The sequence below is a fragment of the Pseudomonas sp. GD04158 genome, assembly GCF_029834875.1.
Classification (GTDB): Bacteria; Pseudomonadota; Gammaproteobacteria; order Pseudomonadales; family Pseudomonadaceae; genus Aquipseudomonas; species Aquipseudomonas hydrolytica.
The window spans coordinates 67,165-81,222 of the sequence record NZ_JAODYT010000016.1; the positions used below are offsets into that span (position 1 = coordinate 67,165).

The 14,058-nt window shown below is 65.6% G+C and carries 12 protein-coding genes and 1 riboswitch; of the genes, 8 read left to right on the top strand and 4 right to left on the bottom strand.

Translation table 11 applies throughout. The annotated features are described in order from the left end of the window. Positions 1-72: 72 nt before the first annotated feature. The 4 genes from glmU (at position 73) to glmS (ending at position 4,797) form a co-directional block, all read left to right on the top strand. Entirely contained in the window at positions 73-1,431 is a 1,359-nt protein-coding gene (gene glmU / locus N7333_RS09085) for a bifunctional UDP-N-acetylglucosamine diphosphorylase/glucosamine-1-phosphate N-acetyltransferase GlmU (RefSeq protein ID WP_129483752.1), read from the top strand. A gap of 46 nt (positions 1,432-1,477) precedes the next feature. Further along, positions 1,478-2,089 (top strand): LysE family transporter, encoded by a 612-nt coding sequence (locus N7333_RS09090; protein ID WP_129483751.1) that lies wholly within the window; start codon positions 1,478-1,480, stop codon positions 2,087-2,089. A 73-nt stretch (positions 2,090-2,162) separates the two neighbouring features. Next, positions 2,163-2,933 (top strand): DeoR family transcriptional regulator, encoded by a 771-nt coding sequence (locus N7333_RS09095; protein ID WP_090431647.1) that lies wholly within the window; start codon positions 2,163-2,165, stop codon positions 2,931-2,933. 13 nt (positions 2,934-2,946) lie between these two features. Beyond that, positions 2,947-4,797 carry a glutamine--fructose-6-phosphate transaminase (isomerizing) gene (glmS, locus tag N7333_RS09100; RefSeq protein WP_129483750.1) on the top strand — a complete coding sequence of 617 codons (1,851 nt, stop codon included), beginning with the start codon at positions 2,947-2,949 and terminating at the stop codon, positions 4,795-4,797. Between the two features lie 52 nt (positions 4,798-4,849). On the opposite strand, the gene map is transcribed toward glmS, so the two are convergent. Both map and N7333_RS09110 read right to left on the bottom strand, forming a co-directional pair. After that, positions 4,850-5,629 carry a type I methionyl aminopeptidase gene (gene map / locus N7333_RS09105; RefSeq protein ID WP_129483749.1) on the bottom strand — a complete coding sequence of 260 codons (780 nt, stop codon included), beginning with the start codon at positions 5,627-5,629 and terminating at the stop codon, positions 4,850-4,852. Next, positions 5,626-5,838 carry a ParD-like family protein gene (locus N7333_RS09110; RefSeq protein ID WP_129483748.1) on the bottom strand — a complete coding sequence of 71 codons (213 nt, stop codon included), beginning with the start codon at positions 5,836-5,838 and terminating at the stop codon, positions 5,626-5,628. Before N7333_RS09110 ends, map begins: the two co-directional genes overlap by 4 nt. A gap of 160 nt (positions 5,839-5,998) precedes the next feature. On the opposite strand from N7333_RS09110, the gene N7333_RS09115 reads away from it, so the two are divergent. Further along, positions 5,999-6,229, top strand: coding sequence for a hypothetical protein (locus N7333_RS09115; protein ID WP_129483747.1), 231 nt, complete (start codon positions 5,999-6,001; stop codon positions 6,227-6,229). Positions 6,230-6,450: 221 nt separating this feature from the next. Here the strand turns inward: N7333_RS09115 and cobM are convergent, their stop codons facing one another. Continuing rightward, entirely contained in the window at positions 6,451-7,206 is a 756-nt protein-coding gene (cobM, locus tag N7333_RS09120; protein WP_129483746.1) for a precorrin-4 C(11)-methyltransferase, read from the bottom strand. After that, positions 7,203-7,640 carry a cobalamin biosynthesis protein gene (locus N7333_RS09125; RefSeq protein WP_129483745.1) on the bottom strand — a complete coding sequence of 146 codons (438 nt, stop codon included), beginning with the start codon at positions 7,638-7,640 and terminating at the stop codon, positions 7,203-7,205. The genes cobM and N7333_RS09125 overlap by 4 nt, the downstream gene beginning before the upstream one ends. An 86-nt stretch (positions 7,641-7,726) precedes the next feature. Then, a riboswitch (cobalamin riboswitch) is annotated at positions 7,727-7,923 on the top strand. Positions 7,924-8,016: 93 nt separating this feature from the next. Here N7333_RS09125 and cobW point away from each other — a divergent pair. From cobW to N7333_RS09140, 3 genes are all read left to right on the top strand, one after another. After that, positions 8,017-9,066, top strand: coding sequence for a cobalamin biosynthesis protein CobW (cobW, locus tag N7333_RS09130; protein ID WP_129483744.1), 1,050 nt, complete (start codon positions 8,017-8,019; stop codon positions 9,064-9,066). 76 nt (positions 9,067-9,142) lie between these two features. Further along, on the top strand, positions 9,143-12,889 hold the full coding sequence (gene cobN, locus N7333_RS09135) for a cobaltochelatase subunit CobN (protein WP_129483743.1): 3,747 nt from the start codon (positions 9,143-9,145) through the stop codon (positions 12,887-12,889). A 140-nt stretch (positions 12,890-13,029) separates the two neighbouring features. Beyond that, positions 13,030-14,031 carry an AAA family ATPase gene (locus N7333_RS09140; RefSeq protein WP_129483742.1) on the top strand — a complete coding sequence of 334 codons (1,002 nt, stop codon included), beginning with the start codon at positions 13,030-13,032 and terminating at the stop codon, positions 14,029-14,031. Positions 14,032-14,058: the final 27 nt, after the last annotated feature.

Sequence of the window (14,058 nt, forward strand, 5' to 3'; positions counted from 1 at the left end):
CTGGCAAAATAGCGTTCTTTTCGCGCGGCCCTTTCTCGCCGCGGTCCAATCTTGCCCCGCAAGGAGCCTTCTATGAGTCTGGATATCGTCATTCTTGCCGCTGGCCAGGGCACGCGCATGCGTTCGGCGCTGCCCAAGGTGCTGCACCCGGTCGCCGACAAGCCCATGCTGGGGCATGTCATCGACACCGCGCGGCGCCTGCAGCCGAGCAGCATCCAGGTGGTGATCGGCCACGGCGCCGACAAGGTGCGCGAGCGCCTGGCCGCCGACGACCTGAATTTCGTCATCCAGGCCGAGCAGCTGGGCACCGGCCATGCCGTGGCCCAGGCCCTGCCGCAACTCGGCGCCGATACCGTGCTGGTGCTCTACGGCGACGTACCGCTGATCGAGACCGCGACTCTCGAGCGTCTGCTGGCACTGGTCAGCGACAACCAGCTGGGCCTGCTCACCGTCGAGCTGGCCGACCCGACCGGCTACGGTCGCATCGTGCGCGACGCCGCTGGCGTGGTGCAGGCCATCGTCGAGCACAAGGACGCCAGCGAAGCGCAGCGGCAGATCCGCGAGGGCAATACCGGCATCCTCGCGGTGCCCGGCAAGCGTCTGGCCGACTGGCTGGGCCGCCTGTCCAACAGCAACGCCCAGGGCGAGTACTACCTGACCGATGTGATCGCCATGGCCGTGGCCGACGGCCTGACTGTGGCCACCGAGCGTGCCGCCGACGAGATGGAAGTGCTGGGCGCCAACGACCGCATCCAGCTTGCTCAGCTCGAATGCCACTACCAGCACCGCATCGCCCGCCGCCTGATGGCTCAGGGCGTAACCCTGCGTGATCCGCATCGCCTCGATGTGCGCGGTGAGGTGAGCGTCGGCCGCGACGTGACCATCGACATCAACGTGATCCTCGAAGGCAAGGTGGTGATCGAAGACGATGTGCAGATCGGTCCGAACTGCGTGATCAAGGACTCGGTGCTGCGCAAGGGCGCCATCGTCAAGGCCAACAGCCACCTGGACGGCGCCGAGATGGGCGAGGGCGCCGACTGTGGCCCGTTTGCGCGCCTGCGCCCCGGCACCAAACTGGGCGCCAAGGCCCATGTGGGTAACTTCGTCGAACTGAAGAATGCCGTGCTGGGCGAAGGCGCCAAGGCCGGTCACCTGAGCTACCTGGGCGATGCCGAAATCGGCGCGCGCACCAATATCGGTGCCGGCACCATCACCTGCAACTACGACGGTGCCAACAAGTTCCGCACCGTCATGGGCGAGGACGTCTTCATCGGCTCCAACAGCGCGCTGGTAGCACCGGTAACGCTGGGCGACCGCGCCACCACGGGCGCCGGTTCGGTGGTGACCAGCGACGTGCCCGCGGACACGCTGGCAGTCGGCCGGGCCAAGCAGCGCAATATCGAGGGCTGGAAGCGGCCGACCAAGAAGTGAGTGCGGGAGATCAGGCCTGTGGATAACCTGCCGGAGGCAGTCCTGTATGTTCGGTGTGACGGATTACGCCGCCTTCGTGGTGGCTTTCATCATCCTGCTGGCCATTCCCGGGCCGGGTAACCTGGCGCTGATCCTGTCCACCGGCAAGGGCGGGATTCGCGGTGGGCTGGCCTCGACCTTCGGCATCATCTTCGGCGACCAGGTGCTGCTGTGGCTGGCCGTGGCCGGGGTCGCCGCGCTGCTCAAGGCCTATCCGGCAGCCTTCCATGTGGTGCAATGGCTCGGTGCGGCCTACCTGATCTACCTTGGCCTGCGCATGATCCTGGCCAAGCCAGGCGCGGCGCCGACGCTGGATATCAAGCCGCGCCAATACCTGTGGCAAACCCTGGTAATCACCGTCTTCAACCCCAAGGCCATCGTCTTCTACATGGCCTTCTTTCCGCTGTTCATCGACCCGCAGCGCCATCAAGGGCTGATTACTTTCGGTTTCATGGCCGTGACCATCATGGCGCTGACTTTCCTCTACGGCCTGCTGATCGTACTGCTGACGCACTTTCTCGCCGAGCGCATGCGCGCCAACCCACGTATCGCGAGGGCTCTGGAGAAACTGGCAGGGCTGTGCCTGGTCGGTTTCGGGGTCAAACTGACGCTGAACTGATCGGCGGACGCTTGCGGGCCTTTCGATCATATGTTTTGATTCGCGCCATTATCTTTCGAATCGAAACTTAAGCATGTCGAAGCGCAACACGCCGCAACGTCGCCACACCATCCTTGCTTTGCTCGCCGAGCAGGGCGAGGTGAGCGTGGACGCTCTGGCCCAGCACTTTGCCACCAGCGAAGTGACCATTCGCAAGGATCTCGCTGCCCTGGAAAAGAACGGTCTGCTGCTGCGTCGCTATGGCGGCGCCGTGCCGGTGCCGCAGGAGCTGATCAGCGAGCCGACGCAGCCCATTTCTCCCTACAAGCAGGCCATCGCCCGTGCCGGCGTGGCACGCATCCGCGAGCATGCGCGCATCATCATCGACAGCGGCACCACTACGGCGGCCATGATTCCGCAGCTTGGCTACAAGCCTGGTCTGGTGGTGATGACCAACTCGCTCAACGTGGCCAACGCCCTGCGCGATATCGAGCACGAGCCGGTGCTGCTGATGACCGGCGGCACCTGGGACCCGCATTCGGAGTCCTTCCAGGGCCAGGTGGCCGAGCAGGTGCTGCGCTCCTACGACTTCGACCAGCTGTTCATCGGCGCCGATGGCATCGACCTGGAGCGTGGCACCACCACCTTCAACGAGCTGCTCGGTCTGTCGCGGGTGATGGCCGAGGTGGCCCGTGAAGTCATCGTCATGGTCGAGAGCGACAAGATCGGCCGGCGCATTCCCAATCTGGAGCTGCCCTGGAGCAGCGTCCATACCCTGATCACCGACGAGCGCCTGGATGCCCAGGCGGCCGAACAGATACGCGCGCGCGGCATTCAGCTGATCCTCGCGGCGCTGGAAAACTAAAAAGGAGAGCCCCATGTGTGGAATCGTTGGCGCCATCGCCGAGCGCAACATCACCCCGGTCCTGGTCGAAGGCCTCAAGCGCCTGGAGTATCGCGGCTATGACAGCGCCGGTGTGGCGCTCCTGACTGAGCAGGGCGCGCTGGATCGCCGCCGCCGCGTCGGCAAGGTCAGCGAGCTGCAGGCCGCGCTAGACGCCGAGCCGCTGGCCGGGCGTCTGGGCATCGCCCACACCCGCTGGGCCACCCACGGTGCGCCCAGCGAGCGCAACGCTCACCCACACTTTTCCGGGCACGAGCTGGCCGTGGTGCACAACGGCATCATCGAGAATCACGAAGAACTGCGCGAGCGCCTCAAGGGCCTGGGCTACGTCTTCACCTCCGATACCGACACGGAAACCATCGTCCACCTGCTCGATCACAAGCTGCAGCAGCTCGGCGACCTCAGCGCTGCGCTCAAGGCCGCCATCCCGGAACTGCATGGCGCCTATGGCCTGGCGGTGATCTCGGCCCGCCAGCCGGACCGCCTGCTCGCCGCGCGCAGTGGCAGCCCGCTGGTAATTGGCCTGGGCCTGGGCGAGAACTTCCTCGCCTCCGATCAGTTGGCCCTGCGCCAGGTCACCGACCGCTTCATGTACCTGGAGGAAGGCGATATCGCCGAGATCCGTCGTGACGGCGTGCAGATCTGGGACGCCGCCGGCCAGCCGGTGCAGCGCGAAGCCGTGCAGTACCACGAAGGCGCCGAGGCCGCCGACAAGGGCGAATACCGCCACTTCATGCTCAAGGAAATCCACGAGCAGCCCAAGGTGGTGCAACGCACCCTGGAAGGCCGCCTGGGCAGCGACCACGTGCTGGTGCAGGCCTTCGGTCCGCAGGCGGCCGAGCTGTTCGCCAAAGTGAAGAACGTACAGATCGTCGCCTGCGGCACCAGCTACCACGCCGGCATGGTCGCCCGTTACTGGCTGGAAGAGCTGGCCGGCATTCCCTGCCAGGTCGAGGTGGCCAGCGAGTTCCGCTACCGCAAGGTGGTGGTGCAGCCGGATACCCTGTTCGTCAGCGTGTCGCAGTCCGGGGAAACCGCCGACACCCTGGCCGCGCTGCGCAACGCCAAGGAGAAGGCGCCAGGGCAGGGCGGCTACCTGGCCAGCCTGGTGATCTGCAACGTCGGCACCAGCTCGCTGGTGCGTGAATCCGATCTGTGCCTGCTGACCCAGGCCGGCCCGGAAATCGGCGTGGCCTCGACCAAGGCCTTCACCACCCAGCTGGTCGGCCTGATGCTGCTGACCCTGGCCCTCGGCCAGGTGCATGGCACGCTGGACAAGGCGCTGGCTGCCGAACTGGTGGAAGAGCTGCGTCGCCTGCCGACCCGTCTGGGCGAAGCCCTGGCCATGGACAAGACCGTGGAGAAGATCGCCGAACTGTTCGCCGAGAAGCACCACAGCCTGTTCCTCGGTCGTGGCGCGCAGTACCCGGTGGCAATGGAAGGCGCGCTCAAGCTCAAGGAGATCTCCTACATCCACGCCGAGGCCTACCCGGCCGGCGAGCTCAAGCACGGCCCGCTGGCCCTGGTGGACGCCGACATGCCGGTGGTCACCGTGGCGCCGAACAACGAGCTGCTGGAGAAGCTCAAGTCCAACCTGCAGGAAGTGCGCGCCCGTGGCGGCGAGCTGATCGTCTTCGCTGACCAGCAGGCCGGCATGAGCAACGGCGAGGGCACCCATGTGGTGGCCATGCCGCATATCCACGACCTGCTCGCGCCGATCCTCTACACCGTGCCGCTGCAGCTGCTGTCCTACTACGTGGCCGTGCTCAAGGGCACCGACGTTGACCAGCCGCGTAATCTGGCGAAAAGCGTCACGGTCGAATAAGGCCGCCCGGGAAGAAAAAGCCCGTCCAGATGGACGGGCTTTTGCGTTTCTATCACGCCGAAACGCTGCTCAGTTGCAGCTCTTCCGGGCGCAGCGTAAGCACACGAACGCTGTCTCGGGTGACCGCTACGGTGTGTTCGAACTGCGCCGAGAGCTGGCCGTCGCAGGTCACCACCGTCCAGCCGTCGCGCAGGGTACGGACATCCGCCTTGCCCTGGTTGAGCATGGGCTCGATGGTGAAGGTCATGCCTTCGCGCAGCGTCAGGCCGGTGCCAGCTTTGCCCCAGTGCAGCACTTCCGGTGGTTCGTGCATTTCCCGGCCAATACCGTGGCCGCAGTAATCGCGAACCACCGAATAGCCGTGGGCGCGAGCGTGCCGTTCGATGGCATGGCCGATATCGCCGAGGCGGGCGCCCGGCCTCACGGCTGCGATGCCCTTGCACATCGCTTCATAGGTCACTCGGGCGAGCTGACGAGCCTGGTCCGTTACCTCGCCGATCAGGTAGGTCTTGCTCGAATCGGCGATGTAGCCGTTCTTTTCCAGGGTGATATCGAAATTCACCAGATCGCCATCGCACAGAATCTCGTTTGCGCTGGGTACGCCATGGCACACCACTTCGTTGCGCGACGTGTTCATGGCGTAGGCGAAACCATACTGCCCCTTGCTCGCCGGACGCGCCTTAAGTTCCTCCACGATGTACTTATCCACAAGGTCGTTGACTTGCAGAGTGGACATGCCGAGCAAATCCAGGCGATCCAGATAGCCGAACACGGACGCGAGCAATCTTCCGGACTCCGCCATCAGGGCGATCTGTTCGGGCGTCTTGCTCATGACGCGTCCGCCATACGCGGCGGTACCACCACACCGGCCGCGCGCATCTCGGCGGCCATCACCTCATTGAAGCTCAGCGTCGGGTTCATCTCGCAGAGCATGCCGATGCGAATCCAGAAGCCTGCCTGGGCATTGATGGAGCGGCCCGAGACGCTACTCGCACGGCGAATCTGGTCATGCAGCTCGTCATCGATATTGACGATACCCATACTGGTTTCCTTTATATGTTTCGTATATGAAGCATATATAAGCATGAATCTGTTCAGTTCACCAGCTGGGCAAGTAGGGCCACCTCATCCCTTACACTGTCCGCCCGCCTGCCAGGCTTTTCGGCAGGCGCACCCCTGACAGGCTGGAACAGGAGAGCGGATGAAGCGCGCGGATGTAAAACGCGGAACGGCCGAGGGCGTTCTGTTCGACACCCAGATCATGGTCAACCCGGCCAATACCACGCAGTGGATCGTGTTGTTCGAGAAGGAAGCGGGCCGCAGCTTCTTTCTGGTGGATGAAGACGAGCAGGTGCAGACCTTTGCCAGCCTGGATGCACTAATGCCGGAACTGCGGGCTCTGGGTATCAAGCGGGTCGAGGTGCAGCTGTGAGCAGTTGCTCACAGTAGGCGTGGATCATCCTGTGGATATCCTTGTGATACCTGGCTAAGGCTTTGATAGTCAGGGCCTTTCAGCGACTTGTACAGAAACTGTTCGCCTGCCTGTTCGCTATCCACAGAGCATCTGGATAACAGGCTTTCTATCCTGTTGATAAGACTCTGCAAGCCATAAATGGCGGGGCCTTCAGCGCTTTGTACGGTTTCTCGCCAGGCTCAATCGTTGCCGGGACGGTAAAGGTGACGATGCCCGGCGTCATATAGCGCCGACTCGGCAAAGGAGCCCGGATCGAGCACCCGCCCTACGAGGATCAATGCCGTGCGGCGGAACTCCTTGGTGGCGACCTTTGCCTCGATATCGGCCAGGGTGCCCAGTACCCAGTCCTGATCCGGCCAACTGGCCCTGTGGATAACGGCAATGGGGCAGTCGGCGCCATAGTGCGGCAGCAGTTCGCTGACGATAGCCGGCAGTTGGCGCACACCAAGGTGGATGGCCATGGTTGCGCGGTGCCTGGCCAGGTCATGCAGCTGTTCGTCCTCGGGCATTGGCGAGGTGGTGCCATAGCGGGTAAGGATCACCGTCTGGGCGATACCCGGCAGGGTCAGCTCGCTTTCCAGTAGCGCCGCGCAGGCGGCGGTGGCGGTGACGCCTGGGACGATCTCGAACGGAATGCCCAGAGCACGCAGTTCGCGAATCTGCTCGCCGATGGCGCCATACAGCGAAGGGTCACCCGAATGCACCCGGGCCACGTCCTGGCCGCGCCTATGGGCCTGATGCAGCAGGGTGACGATTTCCCCAAGATTCAGCTCGGCCGTGTTCACCACCTGTTCGGCGCTATGGCCCTGCAGCACCGCTTCGGGCACCAATGAGCCGGCATAGAGGATCACCGGGCACGCACGGATCAGGCGCTGGCCCTTGACGGTGATCAGCTCGGGGTCGCCGGGGCCGGCGCCGATAAAGTAGACGGTCATTCGGGTTCTCTGTCGAATATGGCTAGCGCGCAGGTGGCGCTGGCGCTGCGGGTTTTCTCGCCGAGCCGGCGCGGCGCTGTGCCCATGTTTGCCGCCAGCGCCAGGGCACAAGGCTCGGCTACGGCGGGGCTGCCGGTGGTGGCTTGGCTAAGGGCGCTGGCGCCTGTCGGCGTCTGATAGCCAGCCAGTTGCTCGGGCGAAAAGAACACCAGCTCCAGGCCCAGATGTTCGGCCAGGTCATGCAGGCCGGCTTCGTCGCGCTTGTGGGCGATGCTGGCCAGGCCGGCCAGATTGTTCACCGTCAGCTCATGCCGAGCCAGGCTGTGGATAAGCAGTTCGAGCAGCTCGTCCCGGCTGCAGCCGCGACGACAACCCAGCCCGGCGACGACCTGTGTCGGTGAGGCGGATGGGGGGGCGGAGGCAGTCGGCAACATGAGTGGCATTCGGGCTGAGCGGTGGCGTAGCTCAACATGGCACCTGCCAGCGGTCAACCGCGATTGACCGGCCGCCGCGGCCTGCGTAGCCTTCTTGCTTTCGAGGTTCTTCGCCGCCGAAGCGCGGCGAAGCTAAGAGGGAACAGGGTCGATGCCCTGGCTGCCCCCGCAACTGTGAACGGTTATGCCCTTCGTTAGACCACTGCCAACCGGCGGGAAGGTGAAGGGACGCGCGCCGCGCAAGCCGTGAGCCAGGAGACCTGCCTCGATTGACCAGCCACTTGCTCGGACGGGGTGATCCGATGCGGCCAGCATGCCTCTGCGTGCCTGTCTGCCCGTACCCGTCCGCCGAATTGACCGACGCCACGGGGCCACCATGAAAACCCTCGCCAAACTGCCTGTCACCATCGTCACCGGTTTTCTCGGTGCCGGCAAAACCACCTTGCTGCGCCACCTGCTGGCCCATGCCGAAGGACGCCGTATCGCGGTGATCGTCAACGAGTTCGGCGAGCTGGGTATCGATGGCGAGATCCTCAAGCAGTGTTCCATCGGCTGCAGTGAGGAAGAGGCCAACGGTCGGGTCTTCGAGCTGGCCAACGGCTGCCTGTGCTGCACCGTGCAGGAAGAGTTCTTCCCGGTGATGCGCGAACTGGTGGCGCGCCGGGGTGACCTCGACCACATCCTGATCGAGACCAGTGGTCTGGCCCTGCCCAAGCCGCTGGTGCAGGCCTTCAACTGGCCGGAAATCCGCAACGCCTGCACGGTCGACGCGGTGATCACCGTGGTCGACAGCCCGGCAGTGCTCGCCGGCACCTTCGCCGCCTTCCCCGATCAGGTGGACGAGCAGCGCAAGCTCGACCCCAACCTCGACCACGAGTCGCCGCTGCATGAACTCTTCGCCGATCAGCTGGCCAGCGCCGACCTGGTGATTCTCAACAAGGCCGACCTGCTCGATGCCGAGGCACTGGCCGCGGTGCGCGCCGAGGTGGCCGAGGAACTGCCGCCAGCGGTGAAGGTGATCGAGGCGCACGGCGGCGAGCTGCCGCTGGACGTGCTGCTGGGCCTGAACAGCGAAACCGAGCTGCATATCGACAGCCGCCGTACCCATCACGACGACGAAGATGAAGACCATGATCACGAGGAATTCGACTCGTTCCACGTGGAACTACCCGAAGCCGAGGAGGCGCGCCTGCTCGCTGCGCTGAAGGCGGCGGTGTCCCAGTACGGCATCCTGCGGGTAAAAGGCTTCGCGGCAATCCCTGGCAAACCTATGCGCCTGCTGGTGCAGGGCGTCGGCCAGCGCTTCGACCGCCATTTCGACCGCGCCTGGCAGGCCGACGAGCCGCGTGTGAGCCGCCTGGTGCTGATCGGCCAGCAGCTCGACCGCGCGGCTATTGAAGCCGAGCTGAAGGCGGCGCTGGCTTGATAATGATCGCCCGCAAGCGGGCTCCTACACACACCCTGTAGGAGCCCGCTTGCGGGCGATGTCCTTGGATTCGTAGATGCACTTACTGCGTACCCAACCCGGTGCTCAACTGCCGGCCGACAGCATCGCCGACCTCGGCCAGACCCCGGCCGAGCTGGTGATCCTGTGCACGGGTGATTCGCACCTGTCGTTGCTGGCCGAAGCGGCGCGGCAACTGCCGGACGACTACCCCAGCCTGCGCCTGGCCAGCCCGGCGCAGCTGAGCAACCACGCCTCGGTGGATTACTACGTCGAGCAGGTGCTGCAGCATGCCAAGGTCATCCTGATCTCGGTGCATGGCGGGGTGAGCTACTGGCACTATGGCGTCGAGCGCCTGGTTGAGCTGGGTGCGCGCGGCGCCACAGTGATCATGGTGCCGGGTGACGACAAGCCCGACCCGGAGCTGAGCGCGCTCGGCAACGTCGGGGAAGAAGACAGCCAGCGCCTGTGGCAATACCTGCGTCAGGGCGGGCTGGACAATGCCCGCCAGCTGTTTCGCTGCATCGGCAGCCGCTGGCTGGGGCGCGACGATGCCTGGCAGGAGCCGCAAGCGCTGCCGCGTGTCGGCCTCTATCACCCGCAGCACAGTCCGGCCACGCTGGCCGACTGGCATGCGCAGTGGCAGCCTGACGCGCCTGTGGTGGCGCTGCTGTTCTACCGCAACCATGTGCAGTCGGCGAACACTGCCTTCGTCGATACCTTCTGCCAGCACCTATTCGGCCAGGGCCTTAACCCGCTGCCGATTGCGGTGGCCAGCCTCAAGGAGCCGGCCTGTCTGGGCCAGGTGCAGGACTGGCTGGACGAAACGAACGCCGCGCTGATCATCAATACCACCGGCTTTGCCCTGTCCAACCCTGAGGCGCCACAGGCGCGGGTGTTCCGCCGCGATATCCCGGTGCTGCAGGCCATCTGCTCGCTGGATAACCAGGCGCAGTGGCAGGCCAGCGCCCAGGGCCTGGGCTCGCGTGACCTGGCCATGCATGTGGTACTGCCCGAGCTGGATGGCCGGCTGATCGGCACCGCCATCAGCTTCAAGGGTCTGGCCTGGCGCAGCGAGCGCAGCCAGAGCGATGTGGTGTGCTACCAGGCACACGAATCGGGTATGGCCTTCGTCGCTGAACTGGCGCGTAACTGGTGTCAGTTGGCGCTTAAAAGCAACGATCAGAAGCGAATCGCGCTGATTCTTGCCAACTACCCGACCCGCGATGGCCGTATCGGCAATGGCGTGGGTCTGGATACGCCGGCCGCCGCGCTGAATATCCTCCACGCGCTGCAGACCCAGGGCTATCCGGTGGATAACCTGCCCGATAGCGGCACCGCACTTGTCCACAGCCTGCTCGGCGGCGTCACCAACGATCTGGATGGCCTGGATACGCGCCCCTGTGCGCAGAGCCTGGCGCTGGACGACTACCTGACGTTTTTCCACAGCCTGCCTGAGCAGAATCAGCAGGCAGTACGCGAGCGTTGGGGCGAGCCGCAGGATGATCCCATGTTCCGCTGCGGGCGGATGATGGTGGCCGGGCTGCGCTTCGGTCTGTGCTTCGTCGGCATCCAGCCGGCGCGCGGCTACCAGCTCGACCCGGCGGCGGTGTACCACGACCCGGATCTGGTGCCGCCGCACGGCTATATCGCCTTCTACGCCTGGCTGCGCAAGGTCTTCGCCGCCGATGCGCTGATCCACGTCGGCAAGCATGGCAATCTGGAATGGCTGCCGGGCAAGAGCGTCGGCCTGTCCGAGGGCTGCTGGCCGCAGGCGCTGATCGGCCCGCTGCCGAATATCTATCCCTTTATCGTCAACGACCCGGGCGAGGGCGCGCAGGCCAAGCGCCGCACCCAGGCGGTGATCATCGACCATCTGATGCCGCCGCTGACTCGCGCCGAAAGCTATGGCCCGCTGCGTGATTTGGAGCGCCTGGCCGACGAGTACTACGACGCCAGCCAGCTCGACCAGCGCCGCGCCGTGGAGCTACGCGGTGAGATCCTGGCCAAGGTGCGCGAGGCCAGCCTCGACCGCGAGCTGGGCCTGCAACTCAACGACGATGCCGACAGCTGGCTGCCGCAGCTCGATGCCTACCTCTGCGACCTCAAGGAATCGCAGATCCGCGATGGCCTGCATGTGTTCGGCGAGTCGCCGACTGGCCAGCTGCGCCGCGACACCCTGCTGGCCTTGCTGCGCATCCCACGTGGCGATGGCCAGGGCGCCAATGCCAGCCTGCTGCGCGCACTGGCGCGCGGCCTGGAGCTGGGCCTAGATCCGCTGGACTGCGATATGGGCCAGGCCTGGGCGGGGCCCCGTCCACAAGTGCTGATGGCTGTGGATAACAGCCTGTGGCGCACCGTCGGCGATACCCGCGAGCGCCTGGAGCTGCTGGCGCTGAGGCTGATCGAACAGCGCCTGGCAGGGGAGTGCAGCGAAGCCTTTGGCGCCGAGGTGGCGCTGATTCTCGACGGCCTGGCCGAGCATATCGCGCCGTTGCTGGATGCCTGCGGCGACGCCGAAATGGGCGGTCTGCTGGCCGCGCTGGAGGGGCGTTTCGTGCCTGCCGGGCCGAGTGGCGCGCCGAGTCGCGGACGCTTGGACGTGCTGCCCACTGGGCGCAACTTCTTCACCGTCGACGTGCGCCACTTGCCCACGCCCACTGCCTGGCGCCTCGGCGTGCAGGCGGCGGATCGCCTGCTGGAGCGCCACCTGCAGGACGAGGGCGACCACCTGCGCCAGCTCGGCCTGTCGGTATGGGGCACGGCGACCATGCGTACCGGCGGCGACGATATCGCCCAGGCGCTGGCGCTGATGGGCGTGCGCCCGGTATGGCAGCCGGGTAGCCAGCGCGTCGAGCGTTTCGATGTGTTGCCGCTGGAGCAGTTGGGCCGCCCCCGGGTGGATGTCACCCTGCGCGTGTCGGGCTTCTTCCGCGATGCCTTCAGCAACCTGATCCGCCTGTTCGACGAGGCCGTGCAGGCGGTGATCGAGCTGGACGAGCCGGAAGACATGAACCCGCTGTCGGCGCGGGTCTGGCGCGAGTCGCTGGCGCTCAAGGATGGTGGCCTGGATGAAGCCGAGGCGCGGCGTCAGGCCGGCTGGCGGGTGTTCGGCGCCAAGCCGGGGGCCTATGGCGCCGGGGTGCAGAACGCCATCGAGGAGCGCCTGTGGCAGAGCCGCGCGGATCTGGCCGAGGTGTATCTGAACTGGGGCGGCTACGCCTACGGCAGCGGCGCCGAGGGCGCACCCGCGCGGCAGCGCTTCGTCGAGCGCCTGGAGCAGATGCAGGCGGTGCTGCACAACCAGGACAACCGCGAGCACGACATCCTCGATTCCAACGACTACTACCAGTTTCAGGGCGGCATGCTGGCGGCGGTGGAAACCCTGCGCGGGCTTAAGGTGGCCAGCTACTTTGGCGACAACAGCCAGCCGGATACGCCGCGCATCCGCAGCCTCAAGGAAGAACTCAACCGTGTGGTGCGTGCCCGTGCTGCCAATCCCAAGTGGATCGAGGGCATGAAGCGCCACGGCTACAAGGGCGCCTTCGAGCTGGCGGCGACCATCGACTACCTGTTCGCCTTCGACGCCACCAGCGAGCTGGTGGACGACCACCAGTACGCGCTGCTCACCGATGCCTACCTGCTCGACAAGGACACCCGCGATTTTATCCAACAGCACAACCCGGGGGCGCTCAACGATATCCTCGAACGCCTGCTGGAAGCCCAGCAGCGCGGCCTGTGGGAGAATCCCGGCGAGTACCGCGAAGCGCTGGAAAACCTGCTGCTCGATAGCGAGGAAAGCTGATGCGAGCGCTTTTCTCGCCTCTCCCGTTGATGGCAGAGGGAATATTTCGTAGCCCGGATGCAATCCGGGGCGGTCTGAGTCATCACTCCCGGATTTCATTCGGGCTACAGTCGCAACGCATTTATCCACAGGCCTGAGCCATGACCGAATACCACTTCCCCCTCGCCGCCGTGGTCGGTGCCGATTCGCTGAAGCTGGCGCTGTGCCTGGCGGCCATCGACTCGGCCATCGGCGGCGTGCTGATCGAAGGCCCGCGCGGCATGGCCAAGTCCACCCTGGCCCGAGGCCTGGCCGATCTGCTGGAGGGCGGGCGCTTCGTCACCCTGCCGCTGGGGGCGAGCGAGGAGCGCATCGTCGGCACCCTGGATCTGGACGCGGCGCTGGGCGAAGGTCGGGCGCAGTTCTCTCCCGGGCTGCTGGCGCGCGCCAACGGCGGCGTGCTCTATGTCGATGAGGTCAACCTGCTGCCGGATCATCTGGTCGATCTGCTGCTCGATGCCGCCGCCAGCGGGGTCAACCATGTCGAGCGTGACGGCATCTCCCATCGGCATGCCGCGCGCTTCGTGCTGATCGGCACCATGAACGCCGAGGAGGGTGAGCTGCGTCCGCAACTGCTCGATCGCTTCGGCCTCAACCTGGCCCTCGATGGCCAGCCGCAACCGGCCGAACGCGCCGAGATCGTCCGTCGCCGGCTGGCCTTCGATGCCGATCCTGCTGCTTTCCTGCAACGCTGGCAGGGCGAGCAGGATGCCCTCGCTGCCCGTTGCCAGAACGCCCGCCAGCGCCTGGTCGATATCCCGCTGGATGACGCCGCCTTGAGCGAGATCAGCCAGCGCTGCTTCGCTGCCGGCGTCGATGGTCTGCGCGCCGATCTGGTCTGGCTGCGCGCCGCTCGCGCCCATGCCGCCTGGCGCGGCGCGGCGGCTATCGAGCCTGTGGATATCGACGCAGTGGAGGACTTCGTCCTGCGCCATCGCCGTCGCCAGCAACAGCCGCCGGCTGCCACGCCGCCCGAGCAGAACCAGGCGCCGCAGCAGGCGCGGCAGCAGAGCCAGGGCGAAGGTCAGTGGGGTGAGCTGCCGGCGCAGCCACAGGCCATGGGCGAGCGGCGCGTACCGCCGCGCTGGGCAAAAAAGCCCTGAGCATCCGCCCGCCCACAGCCACAGGCG

Coding starts and splice junctions, on each gene's coding strand:
- N7333_RS09140 (WP_129483742.1), top strand. CDS start 13,030: ATGACCGAATACCACTTCCCCCTCGCCGCCGTGGTCGGTGCCGATTCG.
- cobW (WP_129483744.1), top strand. CDS start 8,017: ATGAAAACCCTCGCCAAACTGCCTGTCACCATCGTCACCGGTTTTCTC.
- N7333_RS09125 (WP_129483745.1), bottom strand. CDS start 7,640: ATGTTGCCGACTGCCTCCGCCCCCCCATCCGCCTCACCGACACAGGTC.
- N7333_RS09095 (WP_090431647.1), top strand. CDS start 2,163: ATGTCGAAGCGCAACACGCCGCAACGTCGCCACACCATCCTTGCTTTG.
- map (WP_129483749.1), bottom strand. CDS start 5,629: ATGAGCAAGACGCCCGAACAGATCGCCCTGATGGCGGAGTCCGGAAGA.
- cobN (WP_129483743.1), top strand. CDS start 9,143: ATGCACTTACTGCGTACCCAACCCGGTGCTCAACTGCCGGCCGACAGC.
- cobM (WP_129483746.1), bottom strand. CDS start 7,206: ATGACCGTCTACTTTATCGGCGCCGGCCCCGGCGACCCCGAGCTGATC.
- N7333_RS09115 (WP_129483747.1), top strand. CDS start 5,999: ATGAAGCGCGCGGATGTAAAACGCGGAACGGCCGAGGGCGTTCTGTTC.
- glmU (WP_129483752.1), top strand. CDS start 73: ATGAGTCTGGATATCGTCATTCTTGCCGCTGGCCAGGGCACGCGCATG.
- glmS (WP_129483750.1), top strand. CDS start 2,947: ATGTGTGGAATCGTTGGCGCCATCGCCGAGCGCAACATCACCCCGGTC.
- N7333_RS09090 (WP_129483751.1), top strand. CDS start 1,478: ATGTTCGGTGTGACGGATTACGCCGCCTTCGTGGTGGCTTTCATCATC.
- N7333_RS09110 (WP_129483748.1), bottom strand. CDS start 5,838: ATGGGTATCGTCAATATCGATGACGAGCTGCATGACCAGATTCGCCGT.